Source organism: Parabacteroides sp. AD58, from assembly GCF_023744375.2.
GTDB classification, from domain to species: Bacteria; Bacteroidota; Bacteroidia; order Bacteroidales; family Tannerellaceae; genus Parabacteroides; species Parabacteroides absconsus.
The window spans coordinates 3,174,321-3,189,947 of record NZ_CP146284.1 but is presented as its reverse complement, the minus strand read 5'-3'; the positions used below and the strand labels follow the sequence as shown (position 1 = coordinate 3,189,947).

Genomic DNA, 15,627 nt, shown 5'->3' with positions numbered 1-15,627 from the left:
TTGTCATATAAATCATACGAGAAAGTAGCTTTAGCACAGTTGTCGTAAAGCTTTTCCACAGTTGTAATAAAGCTTTACCATATATATCGAAAAGCTTTTTGACAGCTGTCAAACAATTAAAAGCTCATTACTTTCACATTCAAATCCAGGCACAATTACATTACAAGGTCACCATATCCGGAACAGATGCTCCTTTCTTTAGCAGAAAGAAGACCGTTATATGATAATAAAATACAGGAAGATGCTTTTATTCCCCGATAAAGATTATCTTTGAAGTTATTATCTATAAAAAACACAACTGATATGAAAACGACTCATTATTTACTGATGTCGGGCGTATGTGCGGCCACCTGGTTGCTTTCAGCCTGCACGAATGTTCCTCCACCTGCGCCTGTCTTGCCTGTTCCTACACCGGAACAAGTCGCCTGGCATAAATTAGAGACCTACGCTTTCGTTCATTTTGGATTAAATACTTTCAATGATTTGGAATGGGGCTACGGAAACACACCAGCTTCGACCTTTAATCCGACGGACTTAGACTGCGACCAATGGGTACGCACCATCAAGGCGGCCGGATTGAAAGGAGTGATCCTGACGGCTAAACATCACGATGGCTTCTGCCTCTGGCCTACGGCTACGACGGAATATTCCGTCAAGAACTCGCCTTGGAAAGACGGGAAAGGCGATATGGTACGTGAACTCTCGGATGCTTGCCGCAAACACGGACTGAAGTTTGGGCTTTATCTTTCTCCGTGGGACCGGAACAGCGATAACTACGGTCAGCCGGAATATGTGGAAAAGTTTCATGCCCAGATGCACGAACTAATCAGCAATTATGGTCCTTTGTTCGAATATTGGTTTGACGGAGCCAACGGCGGCGACGGCTGGTACGGAGGAGCGAACGAGAAACGCTCGATCGACCCGAAAACCTATTATAAATATGAGGAAGCCCGCGAGGCTATTAAGGAACTGCATCCGCAGGCCATGATTTTTGGAGGCACCGTGCCGGATATCCGTTGGATCGGGAACGAAGAAGGCTGGGCAGACGCTACGCAATGGTCGCCTTATTCCTATGAAAAGGAAAAACATTATACCGACAGTCAGCGCGGTATGGAAGACGGCGACAAATGGTTGGGAGGTGAATGCGACGTATCCATTCGTCCGGGTTGGTTCTATCATGCCCGCGAAGACCATCAGGTAAAGTCGTTGGCCAAGCTGGTCGATCTGTATTACCGCAGTGTCGGTCATAATACCAACTTCCTGCTGAACTTCCCGGTAGCACTGAACGGAAAAATTGCTCCAGGCGATTCCATCCGTGCCGTAGAATGGTATCAGACGATCCAGAACGACCTGAAGACAAACTTGCTGAAGAGTGCCTATGTAGAAGCAAGCAATACACGTGGCAGAACGTATGCTCCGGCCCGGGTTACCGATGACGACTGGGATACTTACTGGGCAACGGAAGACGGTGTAACACAAGCTTCGCTGACCTTTACGATGACTCCTGCCTCGGATGTAAACCGCTTGTTATTGCAGGAATATATACCATTGGGCCAGCGTGTTAAGGCATTTAAGATTGAATATGAAGACAATGCCCAATGGAAAGAGGTAGAACCGGTGGATGAAACAACGACGGTCGGCTACAAACGCATTGTACGTTTCAAAACCGTTCATGCCGAAAAGCTTCGGGTGACGTTCCTGGACGCAAAAGGACCGTTGTGTATCAATAATGTAGAAGCGTATCTGGCACCTGCTCTGCTGACTGAACCGGCTGTTACCCGCAATCCGGAAGATAAAGTCAGCATTCAGGCCGGCGAGCCGACGGCGATGATCTATTATACGACCGACGGAAGTGAACCGACGAAAGAATCAGCTCTATACAACCAGCCTTTTGTATTAGATCAGAAAGCTACGGTAAAGGCCATTGTCTATGACGCGACTTTCGACAAATACAGTCCGGTCACCACAGCCGAATTTGACATTCCGGCAAAAATGTACCAAGTAGCGGATGAAAAAGAGAAGGCCATACTCGACGGGAACGGTTATACGACCTATTATCTGCCCAAGGGAAAACAGGCATTGACGGTACGCCTCACACAACCGCAGACGATTTCCGGTTTCCGGTACACACCGAATCAGAATCGGGATGCGCAAGGACATATTTCCAGCTACCGGTTTTATGTAGACGGCAGATTAGTTTCAAGCGGAGAGTTCTCGAACATCAAAGCGAACCCAATCGAACAAGTCATCCGCTTTGCTCCGGTAAAAGGGCGGGAAGTCACACTGGAATCTGTACGCAACGTAGATGATGTCAAAAGCACAGGTATCGGAGAATTCTCCGTCCTGACAGAATAAGATAGAAAGAAAAAAGAAGGTGTGTCAAAAAGCACACCTTCTTTTTTAGCACAAAGCCCCGACTTTCACAAGCTGGGGCTTTGTTATTACCTAAAGATTTTGTATCTTTAAGCATAAAGATTTACACATATGACAAAGATACATTTTCGTCCATACACTCCCAACCAAACGGTACTTTTTCCGCAAAGAATCGATGAAGATATTGCAGAAAACGATCCTGTACGCATGGTTGACGCTTTGGTTGAAAGCCTGAATCTTGAAGGTTTCAGGAAGTTATACAAAGAATACGGCCGTAGTCCTTACCATCCCAAGATGATGCTAAAGGTTATCTTGTATGCCTATATGAACAATATATACTCCTGCCGGAAAATAGAAAAGCATCTTCGTCGTGATATCCATTACATATGGTTAGCCGGTTATGAGAAACCGGACTTCATTACTATCAACCGTTTCCGTAACCGGGTGAAGAAGGAAATTAACGAAGTGTTTACCCAAACCGTACTTCTGCTTTCATCCAAAGGTTTCATCAGTCTGAATGTGGAATATATTGACGGAACAAAGATTGAGTCCAAGGCCAACAAATATACTTTTGTATGGCGGAAGAGCGTTGAGCGAAACCGTGAACGACTGATGAAGAAAATCAGTGTTTTGTTAAGCCAAATAGATGACGTCATCGCTCAGGAAAAAGCTTCGGAAAACAACGAGGAAATTGAGTTTTCCCCTTCCATGCTGACAGAAATGGCAGGAGAATTACGCAATGCCCTTGAACAGGCTTCAGAACCATCCACGAAAGAGCAGAAATCTGCACTGAGAAAGAAACGCAGGCAGCTGAAAGAACTGGAAGCACATAGAGATAAGCTTCAGGAATACAATAACCATCTGGACAATCTTCAGGACCGCAACTCTTATTCCAAGACAGACAAAGAGGCCACCTTTATGAGAATGAAGGAGGATGCCATGCGCAACGGTCAGACAAAACCCGGATATAATCTTCAGATTGCTACGGAAAATCAATTCATTATCGATTATTCTCTTTTCCCGAATCCGACTGACACCTTGACGATGATTCCCTTCCTGAAGTCCTTTGCCGACAGATACGGCCAGTTGGCTCATACGGTGGTTGCTGATTCCGGTTACGGATCAGAAGAGAATTACCACTTTATGTCGGAAAACGGGATGGAAGCATACGTCAAATACAATTATTTCCACATGGAGCAGCGGCCAAGATTTAAACCGAATCCTTTTAAAGCCGAAAACTTTTTCTACAATGAAGAACAGGATTACTGTGTCTGTCCAATGGGACAAAAGATGCAGAGGGCAGGCACCAGGCATACGAAAACCGAATCCGGATATGTAGTCGAATATGCCAGGTATAGGGCTGTCAGATGCGAAGGATGTCCGTTAAGATGTCTGTGTTTTAAAGCTAAAGGAAACAGGACGATAGAACTGAATCACCGACTCTGGATATACAAACAGAAAGCCCGGGAACTTCTCTGTTCCGAAGAAGGGCTGAAACACAGAGGGCAAAGGTGCATAGAACCGGAAGCTGTATTTGGACAGATAAAATTCAACATGAACTACAAGCGCTTCCGTCATTTTGGAAAGGACAAGGTTCTCATGGACTTTTCCTTCCTGGCCATCGCCTTCAATATAAAAAAGATGTGTACCAAGATGAATAAAGAGGGTATAAATTGGCCAATTAAACACCTTTACGGCCTTATTACCGCTCATTTAAGCTATTGGGAACAAAATAATCGAGATTATCTTCAGAATATCGCTGCCTGAAAAAGTTAACTACGCTCTTATCGTTGATAAAGAAAAGAGGGTGAATCGCGTATTACGACACACCCTCTTTTTCTTATTCCAACATACCTAAAATATCAGAAGCCTTTTGGGCTATGTACTTCGGATGATAAGATTCGAGTTCGGAAGCCGGGCGAAATCCCCAAGTCACTCCACAACCATCTACACCACTGTTGATAGCCGTTTGCATATCCACATTTGAATCTCCAATATATAAGGTATCAGCAGCATCCACCTGCGCCTTTTCCCTGATTTCAGCCACAATTCCCGGATCCGGCTTTGTCTTTACGCCTTCCCGCTGGCCCAATACAGCCGTAAAGTGGATGTTCGGGAAAAAGTAACCAACCAACTTCGAAGTTGCCGCCTGGTATTTGTTCGAAGCCACGGCAATCTGAACTCCTTTTTCCTGCAACGCCAGAAGCAGTTCCGGAATGCCTTCGTAAGGTCGGCTGTTATCAGCATTATGCACATCATAATGAGCCAGAAAATCCCGACGGATCTTAGCGATATTTTCTTCTGTCTTTTCGCCTTCAGGCAAAGCACGCTCGAACAGTTTGTTAATGCCGTTACCCACAAAATAATTATATTCACCCAACTGATGAGTCGGAAAACCATTCTTTTCCAACGCATAGTTCGTGCTGTGCGCCAAATCAGCAATTGTATTCAGAAGCGTACCATCCAGGTCAAAGATTACTAACTTTTTCATTTTATCGGATATTAATTATACGGTACAATATAAAGGCGACAAAGATACGTAAAGAGTTTAAGATACACAAAAGGCCGGCTTCCCAATCGGGAAACCAGCCTTTCTATTGAATAGCTTATAAACTCAATTATTTACCAGAAAGTTTTTCTTTCAAAGCAGCCAACTCTTCAATATCACCTAAAGTAGTCTTTTCGAGCTGAGGAGTAACTACGTTGTTTTCTTCTTTCTTGTTGTGTTTAGCTTTCTTTTCAGCAGCAGCTTCTTTCTTAGCGTTCTTCTGTTCGTCTTCGAATACGCGGCTGTGAGACAAGATGATTCTCTTAGCATCCTTGTTGAATTCGATTACCTTGAACGGCAGCTTTTCGTCTACCTGAGCCTGAGAACCGTCTTCCTTAACCAAGTGTTTCGGAGTAGCGAAACCTTCAACACCGTAAGGCAAAGAAATAACTGCACCCTTATCCAACATTTCGATGATTGTACCTTCGTGGATTGAACCTACTGTGAAGATAGTTTCGAATACATCCCAAGGATTTTCTTCCAGCTGCTTGTGACCTAAGCTCAAGCGGCGGTTTTCCTTATCGATTTCCAAAACCTGAACTTCGATGTCAGCACCAATCTGAGTGAATTCAGACGGATGTTTGATCTTCTTCGTCCAAGACAAGTCAGAAATGTGGATCAAACCGTCAACACCTTCTTCGATTTCTACGAATACACCGAAGTTAGTGAAGTTACGTACTTTAGCCATGTGTCTTGATCCAACCGGGAAGCGTTCTTCGATGTTTTCCCATGGATCCGGTTTCAGCTGCTTGATACCCAGAGACATCTTACGTTCTTCACGATCCAATGTCAAGATAACAGCTTCAACTTCGTCACCAACCTTCATGAAGTCCTGAGCAGAACGCAAGTGCTGAGTCCAAGACATTTCAGAAACGTGGATCAAACCTTCTACGCCCGGAGCGATTTCGATGAATGCTCCGTAGTCAGCCATAACGACAACTTTACCTTTAACTTTGTCACCAACTTTCAAGTTAGGATCCAAAGCATCCCAAGGATGCGGAGTCAGCTGCTTCAAACCTAAAGCAATACGTTTCTTTTCGTCGTCGAAGTCCAGGATAACCACGTTGATCTTCTGATCCAGCTGAACGATTTCTTCCGGATGAGAAACACGGCCCCAAGACAAGTCTGTGATGTGGATCAAACCGTCTACGCCACCCAAGTCGATGAATACACCGTAAGAAGTGATGTTCTTGACAGTTCCTTCCAATACCTGACCTTTTTCCAGCTTAGAAATGATGTCTTTCTTCTGCTGTTCCAGTTCAGCTTCGATAAGAGCCTTGTGAGAAACAACCACGTTCTTGAATTCCTGGTTGATCTTAACGATCTTGAATTCCATTGTTTTACCAACGAATACATCATAGTCGCGGATCGGTTTAACGTCAATCTGAGAACCTGGCAAGAAGGCTTCGATTCCGAATACGTCAACGATCATACCGCCCTTCGTACGACACTTGATGTAACCCTTGATGATTTCATCTTTTTCCAGTGCTTCGTTAACACGTTCCCAAGAACGAGAAGCACGAGCTTTTTTGTGAGAAAGGATTAATTGTCCTTTTTTGTCTTCCTGGCTTTCGATATAAACTTCTACCTGATCGCCAATCTTCAAATCCGGGTTGTAACGGAATTCAGACATCGGAACAACACCATCAGATTTGAAACCAATGTTTACTACAACTTCACGTTTGTTCATTGCAGTAACAGTACCCATAACCACTTCTTTGTCTTTTACAGTGTTCAGGGTTTCGTCGTAAGTTTTTACAAGATCTTCCTTGTTTACGCTTCCGTAAGATTCGCCCTTTTCAAGAGCATCCCAATCGAAGTTATCGATCGGCTGAATGTTCTTCAAATTTTCCATTCTAAAATTGTTAATACTAAGTTTGTTTTAATTAGTAAGTTAGACTTTATGTTGCCTCTCTCAAAAATCAGCGGCAAAGGTAATGCTTTTTTCTGATTTACAACGAATCCATTATTAAATTTGCATGCGAATCCATATTCTTTAACTAATAGACAAGAAGTTAGCCCATTTCCTGCCCATTTCTCAGCTGACACTTTAGTCTGATATGAACGAACAGGCATTAAAACTCTTTTCCAGAAATTTGTTCATTTGGCAGAAATCGATTAATTTGCATAACAATCTAAATTCAAATCATCATGAAAAAAAGATTAGTGGTATTAACAGGTGCCGGAATGAGTGCCGAAAGTGGCATTTCTACCTTTCGCGATTCAGATGGATTATGGGAAAAATATCGGGTAGAAGATGTGGCTACGCCCGAAGGCTTCCAAAAGGATCCGGAGCTGGTTCTGAACTTTTATAATCAGCGCAGGCGTGAACTATTGAATACAAAGCCGAATGCCGGACATTATGGGTTAGCTGCTTTGGAAAAAGACTTTGATGTGCGGATCATCACACAAAACATTGATAATTTACATGAACGGGCAGGAAGTACACAGGTTATTCATTTACATGGAGAACTGATGAAAGCCTGCTCTGTACGCGACTTGGAAACAACCTATGATCTGGATCCTGCTCATCCAGATATACATTTGGGAGATAAAGACCCGAAAGGTGTGCAGTTGCGGCCTTTTATTGTTTGGTTTGGGGAAGCTGTTCCGATGATAGAGCCGGCCATTCGAGAGGTAGAAGACTGTGATATCTTCGTGATTATCGGTACTTCGCTGAATGTATATCCTGCAGCTGGATTATTAAACTATGCCCGCCGCGGGCAACCAATTTATCTGATTGATCCGAAAGAAGTCCGGACCTATCGGGATGATATTGTTCATCTGCAGTGCGGAGCGTCTGAAGGTGTGAAACGACTGACGGAAATACTGGATAAAATGAAGTAAATACCCTACAAATTCTTAGGATACAAAAAAGGCGATACCGAAAAGTACCGCCTTCTTTTTTTGGTTCCTTCCGTTCCTCGCGGAGGGGAAGGATAGACTTTTATTACACTATTATTAATACTAAACCACTTGTTCTCCTTCGCAGGTTACTTGATTAGACCGAAGTCAATCGCGTGGTAACTTAAAAATTATAATTTATGGTATCGGGAGTGATACCACTCCCGACCTTTAAAATCTATGTTTATTTAACAACCACTTTGAAGCTTTCGCCATCAACTGATACAACTACTACACCTGCAGGAGCTGTGATCTGTGCGTTGTCAGAAGTCAATACGTCGTTAGCTACTACCTTACCAAGGATTGTGCTTACGATTACAGACTTACCTTCTGCACCCTTAACTACTACTGCACCGTTTGTACCAGCTACTACTACATTACCAGCAGCGATTGTTTCGTTTGAAGTAGCCATATCATCTTTGCTACCAACTTCAATATTGAAGATCAAAGCATTGTCACCACCCGTCTTAGCATTTTCAAATGTAGAAGTCTTCGGATCAGATAATACCAAGCAACCATTCTGACTCTTCAACCATGCTGCTTTTGCAGGAGCAACCTTAACACCTGATTCAGTATTTGATTCAAACAAGAAGCTACGAGCACTCTCTTCTTCAGCAGCTGCAGCTTCAGGATTGATGTAACGGAATGACCAAGTGTAATTGTGATGAGCATCATCCTTTCTAAGAGCCTTTAAGTCAATAATATTCTGTGTACTCTTAGTTGCTTTGTAGTTTGCAAGGATTGTTGCAGTATCCAATTCTGCTGCAGCCATCTTTTCAAAGCCATTTGTCAAGAAATACAAACTATCACCGATATGTAAGCCTTTAACAAAACCAACCCGAGTATATTCGCCGAATTTATACAATTTAGTATCAGTAGAATCTGCGAAACTTACCAAGTACTTAGCTACTGTGAAGCCAGGTTTAGCTGGTGTTGCGTGAACACAATGTGCTGCATCTGTTGGCTTGCCGTTTGCATCAACGTGATTACCATCTTCATTACATGGAGTACCAGGAACTGATGCTACTTCTTCTTTGCTTACATATACAAAGTACTGTGGTTTGATTGTTCCACTTGCTGACAAATTCAAAACTGCTGTATCTACATTAAATGACAATCCAGCAACAGCCTTATCGGCTCTGTCAATACCTAAGTAGTTTACCCCTTTATTTTTAAAGTTTTCGTTAGCTTCATCCATCAAGTATTCACCACGATAGAGCTCTTTAAACTTCAACACTTTTGTAGCATCTTCACTACCTTCAACAGCTCCATCTAATGCTACTGAGTTGAAGCGACGATATAATGGCTGATCTGCTAAACCGATAGCAAAAGCTGATGTTCTGACTTCCTCAATAACCTGCTCCTGTAATAAAGCTTTCAGACTTTGATCAGCTACACCTAACTTATTAACGAAGTGATTATTTGCTATTTCTTTGTCAATAAATGCATAGAAACACCCCTTGTCTTCTGTTTCGTTATTTTCTTTGAAATAGAATGTAGCAGGAGTTAATACATCACTTAAAACATAATTATTCTCATTGCCTACTGCGATATAGTTGTCTCCAGACTTGATCTGATATGTAGCTCTTACCAATTGAGCTAAACCATTGATTCTTGCCTTCACATCATCAGTTACAGTATAACCGTAGTTAACAGCTTTATTACTATTTTGAGCAACTAATTCAAAATATGTAGGATCTTCCTGCAAAGCATTCAATGTTGAGTCACCTACTACTTGTGCAATATATTTATCCATTGTATACGGATTGAAATAATTGAACGCATAGTTAGTAATCATCAATTCATCATTAGACAGATATTTATATCCCAAATACTGATCACCTAAGATCTTTTTGTCTGTAATCTGTGTAATTGCCAATGAGTCAGAAGATAATTTTGCACAATAATACAGTTTAGATCCAGCTGCCTGTGTTAATTGCCAAGCACTACCGTTTGCTAAAGCATCTGATTTAACATAAGGATTCTTCAAACTAGGATATTCACGGTTTTGAACATTCACTGGAGAAGTAGACAAGAAATAGTCAGAAGTCTTAGTCTTTAATACAACCCATTGATAAGCCGGCATATGCATTACATTTTGCTCAGCAGCGTCAACGCTTACCCATTCAGATGCATTACCATCGACATGGATAGGAGAGGCTAAATATTTGCCTGTAGTCGCATTCTGAATCAGATATAGACCATCCGCTATAGAAACTTTATCTGTTTCAGCCTCAACACATCCAGTAAAACCTAAGGCTATATCTGTTTCTTTCGTATCTGCAATTGTTACAATACGAGTTCCATCAGCTGCAACTAAATCCTGCACAGTAACATAATTCTTTTTAGTAGAATTACCAGTAATCTGAGTTGCACTAGTCAAAGCTTTTTCCCAAGTGTTATTAGTAGTAGACAAACGAGCAGCTTGTTTAACCTGAATTACTAACGAGTCTTGTGTCGGGAAATAAGTAAATAAGAATTTACCTTGATCCTTTAAGTCTGAAGAAAGTGATTTCTTATAATTGAATGCCAAGAACTTTTCACTATTGTCATTCGTATAAGCCGTATCTACATGTAAATATTGACCATCAGCCTTTTTAGTAATATAAACAAAATCTTCACCTGAAACCGCTTTAGCGATAAAAGGTACATCGCTAAATGGATTTTCCAATGAAGTATTATTTCTATCCGGGTTGAAAGTCAACTGTACGCCTGCATCCGCAGCTTGGATACCCAATTTTGTATTGATCTGATTAGCGTTCAGCGTTACGGCTGCAGCTTCAACCAATGTAAATTTCGCAAAATTAGCAGCAGAAACAGCACTTGCTAAAGCTTGCTTCAAACGTACTTTACCTTCCTCAACAACTAAACCAACGACAGAATCGTTCGTAAAATAAGAATACAACGGTTTATTTGCTTCTAATTTATTGGCATATGTTGTAGAGAATGCCCATCCTGCAATTTCACCACCAACAATAGAGTTTTTAGTAGTCACAGTCGCATTTTTTGCAAAGTCATCCATCGTTACAGACAACAAAGCTTCTGCACCTTTATTTACGAAATCATAAATAGGAGCCTTTCCTTGATTTTCAACAATTACATTAGTGCACCACAATGTACTTGCTACATTGTCTGCTGTAAGATCACCCTTAGCAACAACGGTCAATTCACCTTTAGTATTAATTGCTAAAAACTTGTCACCCGTCATTAACTGATACAAGCCTTTGTTTGCACCTTCTACCAAAGATGATACCGAGCTTTCAGCGAAAGCAGTTGAAGCTCCAAACAGAGCAACCCCCGCCATAAGCGTAAGTACCTTTTTGTTCATAATAAAATAATTTAATTAGTAATATAAAGTTTATAAATCTCTTTCTTTAATTAACTCACAAGCGGTTGGAAAACTCGTTCCGATTAACTCGTTGAAATTCAATCTTACGGTGTCGAAAATAAATGAACGATTCTAATCGACACGATCGTATTGCAAAGGTAAATCTTTTTTTCATACCAGCAAATAATCATGAACTTTTTCTTATCAACAATCCCAGTTTCTTATCAACAGCCCTCAAAAGCGAGGACGAAGTCACCAGTTTGGACAACGAATGACAAATTCGTCCAAAATAAAAGATATAAATGTTGTAAATAAAGGTTGATTTTAACTTAACTCACCCACCTCTGAATTCCAATCATTTAAATCCAAGAAAGAAAATTAAAGAGCATAAGCTCATCCCCAAAAGAGTTATTCTTATCGTTTTTGGGTATAAGTAACTTTATAATCCGCCTAATTCTTTCAGTATAATAGCCATAAAGACTGTCTATGCTCATATTTCAAGCCATTTTCCGACATATAATGCTGCAAAATTGGTCTTTTTTGAAAGTAAAATTACTGTTGAAAGAAGGAAAACTAAGCCAAAGTCACTATTATAAATCATTTTGTAAACAAAAGCTATTACTATCAAACCTTTTAAAACAAGATTCATATTAAATTGTCAAACACCATGACTCCATTACTCTCAACAATCTGTTCACTCATATAACAGAACTTACATTATAGACATACACAAATTCCTGTTCCTCCAAACAGACAAACATTACTATATATAATAATGTATAGGAAGACCAATTAACGGACCAAATCAATGAATAGAAAATTCATGCCTATCTTTTCTCAAATTCCTCCTACCTTTTTATTATTTTCCGCCTACCTTTTCATCAAAATACGCCGGCGTTTTATAGACTAGTCAGATATAACAAAAAAACGAAACGTTCTGCCAGAACTAATTCTAAAATTGAACTAATTCGTTCCCTGTATTAAATTTTCGGCAAAGGTATGAATTTTTTTTATACTTGGATAATATATGCCACTTTTAACATTATGATATTATTTGTCTCGTAATTGTTATCGTTTTAATATTATTGGCCCATATTACGATTGAAAGTAGTAGTAATTTGTAATAATCAAAGGAATTCATATGTTTATTGATGAATAATTTACTTGTAATTCTTGCTCTTAAACTTTTGGCTAAGCTATGGGATTTCTGATATATTCAGTTACACGAAAAGAGAATATAAAGTTGTTTATGGAGATTTGATGAAAAATATAATGGGAAGTTCTGGCAGGACTAAATTTATTTTTAGCACTGCTAATACCATGCAATATAATTAATATACGTAAAAGAATATTTGTGCTAATCTTCAAATATCTAACTTTAAAGAAAAGACATGGAAAAATGTAGTAAGAAAAACTCACAAAAGCCAAGAGTTGGATTATTTAATCCTGCAGCGGCTTTCCTTACCACAGGTTTACTGTTCATGGCCTCAGCTCACGCATTAGGAGCTACAGATAAGTCTAATATCGACAGAGGACCACGTGTTGAATCAGTCAACCAGCAAGGTAAGACAGTGACAGTCATTGTTTCGGATGCGTCCGGAGAATTAATTGGAGCCAATGTAATTGTAAAAGGAACAACTAACGGTAATGTAACAGACTTCAACGGTCAAGTTATATTAGACAATGTGCCTGCTAATGCCGTCTTAGAAATTTCATACATTGGTTATCAAACAAAAGAAGTACCGGTCGGAAATCAAACGACCATTAATGTTACTTTGGCTGAAGACTCACAGGCATTGGAAGAAGTAGTTGTAGTTGGTTATGGTACGATGGAAAAGAAACAAGTAACCAGTTCAGTTACTTCATTAGCAGCCAGTGACATGATGAAAGGTGTAGGAGGTTCTGATATCACTTCATCCTTACAAGGTAAAATCAGTGGTTTGGTCATGTCAAACAATGGTGCCACCAATGCTGGAACAACCATCCAGTTACGTGGTCTGACATCAATTAACTCTGGTAAGCAACCTTTGATCGTAGTTGATGGATTCCCAGGTGGTGATATTCGCGCATTGAACCAGGATGATATCAAATCTATTGATGTATTGAAAGATGCCTCTGCTGGTGCTATCTACGGTACACGTGCTGCTTCAGGTGTGATTTTGATCACAACAAAAAGTGGTTCTAACACGAATGGCAAAGTCAAGCTGAATTATAGTACTGAACTTTCTAAAAAGCAGAACTATGACAAGCCTGAAATGTTGACAGCTGACGAATATCGGGCACGTACTGATGTAAACATTGTGGATTATGGTCAGAATGCAGACTGGTGGGATGCCATGCTGAATAAAGACAACTTTTCACAAAAGCACCATTTGTCACTCGAATTAGGTACTGAAAATGCCCAGGTATATACTTCGTTCTTCTATGAAACGAATGAGGGTATTGCCATTAAAGATGGTAGACAAGACTACGGAGGCCGTTTGAATGCCAACTTCAAGCTGTTTGACGGCTGGTTGGAAATCAGACCAATTGTTGATTATCGTCAAACAGCCAGAACATCAGACGGTTCAGACGAGGACAAGAAGCCTAACTTTAAACAGGCGCTTTATAACAATCCGACACGTTCTCCGTATGACCCTGAAAGTGAAAGTGGATACAATGTATGGACTGGTGAAACATTGGACTACAACATTGTGGCAGACCGTATGCTGAATACGTATGAAGGTCTGGACAAATGGTTCAAACCTGAAGTAACCATGAAATTGAACATCAAGCCTATTGAAGGTTTAAGCTATACCCAGACATTGGGATATGAAAACCGCCAGTGGGAATTACATGAATTCGATTCACGTTATCACCGTACCGAAGTAACCAATAACCGTACAGGTCGTGCTTATTTAGGATTTGACAAAACAGAAAATCTGACATCAGAAGGTTACTTTACCTATGTAAAAGAATTCAAAGGTGGACACAACCTGAATGCAGTAGCCGGATACTCATTCTTTGAAACAAATGGTGAAAACTTCAACATGACCAACTATAACTTCCAAGTAGAAGGCGTGAAGTTCTGGGATATAGGTAAAGGTTCTTACTTGACAGATGGTAAAGCAGCCATGTCGTCAGCTAAAGACATTACAGAACGTTTGTTTGCCTTGTATGCTCGTGCAAATTACTCATACAATGACAAATATATGGTATCAGCTACTATCCGTCATGAAGGGTCATCCAAGTTTGCCGCTGAAAATCGCTGGGGTAACTTCTGGGCATTGTCTGGAGGTTGGCGTATTTCAGCTGAAGAATTCATGAAAGACTTTGACTGGGTAACTGATTTGAAACTGCGTTTGGGTTATGGTGTAACTGGTAATAACGACTTTGATGCATCCTATATGGCAAACACCTTGAGTTCTGATGCTTACTGGATGCTGCCAAATGGTAACTGGGCATATACATATGGACCTACTTCTAATGTTAACCCCGGGTTAGGATGGGAGGAAAAAGCTGAATGGAACATCGGTTTGGATTATGCGTTCTTCAACAACCGTTTATATGGAAAATTCGATTACTATCGCCGTAAGATCAACGGTATGTTGTATAATGTAAATGTTCCTCAGCCACCTTACCCAAATGGAACACAATGGCAAAACATTGGTGAAATGGAAAGTAAAGGTTGGGAATTTGAAGTAGGAGGAGATATCATCCAGACGAAAGACTTCACATGGACTTCTAATCTGAATTTAAGCCACAACTCCGGAAAGATCCTTTCAATGTGGGGTGACGGTACTTATATTAATGGTAATACTTTTGATGAACCAGGATGGCCTGGTGAAGCATCACGTATTCAGGACGGTGCGGAAATCGGAGCCTTCTACATTTGGAAATTTGCCGGATTTGATGATGATGGAAACTTCCTGTTGTATAACAAAGAAGGAGATGTAATCCCTGCATCTGAAAAAACTGATAACGATAAACAATACATCGGCAACTACCTGCCTAAAGTACTTATGGGTTGGAACAACACATTCCGCTATAAGAACTTCGACTTAGGTATCAACATGCGAAGCTGGATCGGATTTGATGTTTACAATTCATTCCCGATGTACTTAGGTATTCAAGGACAAAATGGTGCAGGTCAATGGAATTTGTGGAAGCCTGCTTTGGAAGATGAACGTTACAATAAGATCCGCGGTGTAAAACAGCTGTGTGATTACTTCTTGGAAGATGGTTCATTCCTGAAAATCGACGCGATTACTTTAGGTTACTCTTTGTCCTTAAAGCAGTATACGAAATGGGCTGATCGTCTGCGTATCTACGGAACAGTTGGTAACGTAGCTACAATTACCGGTTATTCTGGATACAATCCTGAAGTTGATATTACTGGTTGGGCTAACGGTGTAGATAAGGTTTGGGATTGCAACCCAATCGTCCGCACATATACATTAGGTATCCAAGTTTCATTTTAATTAAACATCTTAAA

General features: G+C 40.6%; 7 protein-coding genes. 4 read left to right on the top strand and 3 right to left on the bottom strand.

Annotated elements, in window-relative coordinates; translation table 11 throughout:
* Positions 1-303: 303 nt before the first annotated feature.
* Positions 304-2,355: an alpha-L-fucosidase gene (locus tag NEE14_RS13440; protein ID WP_422394658.1), complete on the top strand. Its 2,052-nt coding sequence runs from the start codon at positions 304-306 to the stop codon at positions 2,353-2,355.
* Between the two features lie 129 nt (positions 2,356-2,484).
* The gene (locus NEE14_RS13435; protein ID WP_338578715.1) at positions 2,485-4,140 is read left to right on the top strand and encodes an IS1182 family transposase; all 1,656 of its coding nucleotides are present in this window, start codon (positions 2,485-2,487) and stop codon (positions 4,138-4,140) included.
* A gap of 73 nt (positions 4,141-4,213) precedes the next feature.
* Here NEE14_RS13435 and NEE14_RS13430 read toward each other — a convergent pair whose 3' ends face one another.
* Both NEE14_RS13430 and rpsA read right to left on the bottom strand, forming a co-directional pair.
* The gene (locus NEE14_RS13430) at positions 4,214-4,864 is read right to left on the bottom strand and encodes an HAD family hydrolase (RefSeq protein ID WP_251966922.1); all 651 of its coding nucleotides are present in this window, start codon (positions 4,862-4,864) and stop codon (positions 4,214-4,216) included.
* Positions 4,865-4,991: 127 nt separating this feature from the next.
* Positions 4,992-6,776 (bottom strand): 30S ribosomal protein S1, encoded by a 1,785-nt coding sequence (gene rpsA / locus NEE14_RS13425; protein ID WP_251966923.1) that lies wholly within the window; start codon positions 6,774-6,776, stop codon positions 4,992-4,994.
* Positions 6,777-7,072: 296 nt separating this feature from the next.
* On the opposite strand from rpsA, the gene NEE14_RS13420 reads away from it, so the two are divergent.
* The gene (locus tag NEE14_RS13420) at positions 7,073-7,768 is read left to right on the top strand and encodes an SIR2 family NAD-dependent protein deacylase (protein WP_251966924.1); all 696 of its coding nucleotides are present in this window, start codon (positions 7,073-7,075) and stop codon (positions 7,766-7,768) included.
* Positions 7,769-8,009: 241 nt separating this feature from the next.
* On the opposite strand, the gene NEE14_RS13415 is transcribed toward NEE14_RS13420, so the two are convergent.
* The gene (locus NEE14_RS13415; protein WP_251966925.1) at positions 8,010-11,153 is read right to left on the bottom strand and encodes a DUF6383 domain-containing protein; all 3,144 of its coding nucleotides are present in this window, start codon (positions 11,151-11,153) and stop codon (positions 8,010-8,012) included.
* A gap of 1,391 nt (positions 11,154-12,544) precedes the next feature.
* On the opposite strand from NEE14_RS13415, the gene NEE14_RS13410 reads away from it, so the two are divergent.
* A complete protein-coding gene (locus tag NEE14_RS13410; protein ID WP_251966926.1) occupies positions 12,545-15,613 on the top strand; it encodes a SusC/RagA family TonB-linked outer membrane protein in 3,069 nt (1,022 codons plus the stop codon).
* Positions 15,614-15,627: the final 14 nt, after the last annotated feature.

Coding starts and splice junctions, on each gene's coding strand:
- NEE14_RS13440 (WP_422394658.1), top strand. CDS start 304: ATGAAAACGACTCATTATTTACTGATGTCGGGCGTATGTGCGGCCACC.
- NEE14_RS13435 (WP_338578715.1), top strand. CDS start 2,485: ATGACAAAGATACATTTTCGTCCATACACTCCCAACCAAACGGTACTT.
- NEE14_RS13430 (WP_251966922.1), bottom strand. CDS start 4,864: ATGAAAAAGTTAGTAATCTTTGACCTGGATGGTACGCTTCTGAATACA.
- rpsA (WP_251966923.1), bottom strand. CDS start 6,776: ATGGAAAATTTGAAGAACATTCAGCCGATCGATAACTTCGATTGGGAT.
- NEE14_RS13420 (WP_251966924.1), top strand. CDS start 7,073: ATGAAAAAAAGATTAGTGGTATTAACAGGTGCCGGAATGAGTGCCGAA.
- NEE14_RS13415 (WP_251966925.1), bottom strand. CDS start 11,153: ATGAACAAAAAGGTACTTACGCTTATGGCGGGGGTTGCTCTGTTTGGA.
- NEE14_RS13410 (WP_251966926.1), top strand. CDS start 12,545: ATGGAAAAATGTAGTAAGAAAAACTCACAAAAGCCAAGAGTTGGATTA.